Below are 3,538 nucleotides of genomic sequence, written 5' to 3' on the forward strand. Positions count from 1 at the left end.
CCGTTATGCTTACGGAAGTGTTGTTGAAGGTAAATTGGATAAAGGTCGTGGTCCAGTAGCAACTTTATTAGTTTCTAACGGAACTTTAAGAGCTGGTGATCCAATCGTAGTTGGTACATGTTTTGGACGAGTTCGGCAAATGCAAGATGATCATGGTAAGATCATCAAAGAAGCTTTACCAGCAACACCAGTAGAAATCACCGGTTTAAATGATGTACCAGTTGCCGGGGATAAATTCATGGTTTTTGAAAGCGAAAAACAAGCACGTAGTGTCGGTGAAGCCAGATTAAAAGCTAAACAAGATAAAGAACGTAGCACTGGAGCAGCACTTTCATTAGATGATTTATTCTCACAAATTAAAGACGGTGAAATTATTGATTTAAATATCATCGTTAAAGCCGATGTACAAGGAACTGCTGAAGCTGTTAAAGCTTCATTAGAAAAAATTGACGTTGAAGGAGTTCGCGTAAACGTTATCCGTTCAACCGCTGGTGGAATTTCCGAATCAGATGTTTTATTAGCTTCAGCATCAAATGCCATTATTTATGGATTCAATGTTCGTCCAAATGCAAAAGTAAGACAAAAAGCTGAAGAAGAAGGAATTGAAATTCGTCTTCATAACGTAATCTATAAAATGGTGGAAGAAATCGAAGTTGCCATGAAAGGAATGTTAGCTCCTGAAGTTCAAGAAGTTATTACCGGACAAGCGGAGATTCGTCAAGTTATTAGAATTTCAAAAATTGGTAATATTGCAGGATGCTATGTAACTGATGGTTATATTCGTCGAAATTGTGGTATTCGTTTAATTCGTGACGGTGTTGTTATTTATGAAGGAAAATTAGCTTCCTTGAAACGTTTCCAAGATGATGTCAAAGAAGTTCAAACTGGTTTTGAATGTGGTTTAAGTATTGAAAATTACAATGATATCAAAGAAGGCGATATTGTTGAAGGCTATATCATGGAAGAAGTAGAAAACAAGTAGGTGATATTAAATGGTTTTAAAAAAGGATAAAATGAATGGGATAATTCAGCGTGAATTGTCACAGATCTTACAATTTGAAGTAAAAAACTCTAAAATTGGGTTTTGTACAATCACTGGGGTTGAAACTACTAAAGATTTATCGATTTCTAAAGTTTATGTTACTTTTTTAGGAAAAGATAACAATAATGTCGAAAAGAAAATGGAGGCTTTAGAACGTTCTAAAGGATTCATTCGTTCTCTTTTAGCAAAACGACTAACAATTAGAAAAGTGCCTGAAATTCAATTTGTCTTAGATAAATCTTTAGAATATGGAAATAGAATTGATAAAATCATTAAAGATCTTCATCAACAAGATAAGTAAAAAGGGAATCGCATTCCCTTTTTTTTATTTGCCATCATATTGGTTTCATCTTGATAAAATTGTGCTATAATATTAGATAAATAGGAGGATTTTAATAATGAAATATTGTATTTTAAACGGGAAAGTCATTTTAAAAGATAAAGTGATTGATGGAAATGTATTCATTGATGGAAGCAAAATTACTGAAATTTCTAAACGTCAGCCAGACGATGAAACAGTTATTGATGCTAAGGGGCGCTATGTTTCACCTGGATTTATTGATGTTCATAGCCATGGCCGTGGTGGCAGTGATACGATGTATCCTACTTTTAAAGATATCAATACGATTACAACTACATCAATTAAAGCAGGAGTTACTAGTATTTTACCAACGACAATGACAATGTCTAAAGAAGATACTTATGCAGCAATCGAAAATGTAGCTAAAAACATTGATAAAACTAGTGGTAGTAAAATTCTTGGGGTTCATATGGAAGGTCCTTTCTTTAATAAAAAATATAAAGGAGCCCAACCTGAAGAGTTTATGATTGAACCAACAGTTGAAAATTATCAGGCTTTAACTGGTGAATATAGTTGGGTAGTTAAAAAAATTAGTTTAGCACCAGAAAGAGAAAATAGTGATAAATTAATTGAATATTTAGTTAAAGAAGGTGTCGTTGTAAGTATTGGTCATACTGATGCTACTTATGATCAGGCAGTAGTAGGAATCAATGCTGGAGCGACATCCGGAACACATACTTATAATGCAATGACACCATTAACTCACCGAAATCCTGGTGTTGTAGGAGCAATCATGGAACATGATCAAGTTTATGCGGAATTGATCTTAGATGGAATTCATGTCAGCTATCCAGCAGCAAAAGTATTATTAAAAGCTAAAGGATTAGATAAAGTAATGTTAATCACTGATTCTATTGAAGCTTCAGGACTTCCAGACGGTCAGTATAAGTTAGGAAATCAGCCAGTTTATGTAAAAGATAAAGCTGCCAGATTAAAAGATGGTACTTTAGCCGGAAGTATTTTAGCATTAAATGATGCTGTTAAAAATGCTTATAATCATTTGGGACTTACAATTAATGAAGCAGTTAATCTAGCAAGCCTTAACCCAGCTAAAAATTTGAATTTAATTGATTTAGGTGAAATTGCGGTTAATAAAACTGCCGATATCATTATGTTTGATGAAGAAATTAATGTTGATTTTGCCATGGTTAATGGAAAAATTGAAATAGGAGGTTAAAAATGGTTGTATTAAAAAATGATTGCTTAGAAGTTACGCTTGCAAGCAAAGGGGCAGAAATAATTAAAATTGTTGGTCTTGAAGATCAAATTAATTATATGTGGCGTCGTGATCCAATTCAATGGGCTAATAGTGCTCCCATTCTTTTTCCGATTGTTGGTGCTTTAAAAAATAATGAATGTCGCATTGATGGAAAAGTATATTCAATGACCCAACATGGTTTTTCACGTCATAGTGAGTATGCGACAAATCAAAAAAGTGATGAAGAAGTTGTGTTTACATTGACTTCTAATGACGAAATCGCAAAACAGTATCCATATTTATTTAAATTAGAAGTTACTTACAAACTTGAAAAAAATGTTTTAGTATGTAATTGTAAAGTTACTAATGTTGATGATAAAACTATTTATTTCCAAATTGGCGGTCATCCAGCATTTGCTTGTCCGTTTAAAGATGATGAGTCAAGTAATGACTATTATTTAGAATTTAGTGAAAACGAAACATTATCGCAAAAAGTTATTGATGTCAAACGTAAAGGAATGTCAAGAACTACAATTCCATTTTTTGAAAATGAAAAGAGATTTTTTGTTAGACAACAATTATTTAGTAATGATGCTATCGTTTTTAAAGATTTTAAATCTGAGTCAGTTGCATTAAAATCATTAAATCATCAAAAATCAATTGTTTTCCACATGGAAGGCTTTAATCATTTAGGATTGTGGGCTGCTAAACATGTAGGTGGTTTAATTGCAATTGAACCTTGGGTTGGTCATAGTGATTATGTTGATTTTGATGGTGAATTTAAAGAAAAAGAAGGCGTAGTTGCTTTAAAACAAGATCAAGTATTTGAATGTACTTTTAAAGTTGAAATTAACCAGTAATGACAAATATTTTACTTTCATTAATTTATAGTATAAATATGAAAGTAAAAATTATTGAAAAAACTCATGAATTAGAC

4 protein-coding genes are annotated in these 3,538 nt (G+C 32.2%); all 4 read left to right on the forward strand.

The window, feature by feature from the left end:
- Positions 1-982 (forward strand): translation initiation factor IF-2 (gene infB, locus J7M77_RS12085; protein WP_296878900.1); only part of this gene is annotated, 982 nt, incomplete at its 5' end.
- Between the two features lie 10 nt (positions 983-992).
- Entirely contained in the window at positions 993-1,343 is a 351-nt protein-coding gene (gene rbfA / locus J7M77_RS12090; RefSeq protein WP_296878902.1) for a 30S ribosome-binding factor RbfA, read from the forward strand.
- A 97-nt stretch (positions 1,344-1,440) separates the two neighbouring features.
- A complete protein-coding gene (nagA, locus tag J7M77_RS12095; RefSeq protein WP_296878904.1) occupies positions 1,441-2,580 on the forward strand; it encodes an N-acetylglucosamine-6-phosphate deacetylase in 1,140 nt (379 codons plus the stop codon).
- 2 nt (positions 2,581-2,582) lie between these two features.
- On the forward strand, positions 2,583-3,461 hold the full coding sequence (locus J7M77_RS12100) for an aldose 1-epimerase family protein (RefSeq protein WP_296878906.1): 879 nt from the start codon (positions 2,583-2,585) through the stop codon (positions 3,459-3,461).
- The last annotated feature ends 77 nt before the right edge of the window (positions 3,462-3,538 follow it).

The sequence above is a fragment of the Thomasclavelia sp. genome (genome assembly GCF_017889095.1).
Classification (GTDB): domain Bacteria; phylum Bacillota_I; class Bacilli_A; order Erysipelotrichales; family Coprobacillaceae; genus Thomasclavelia.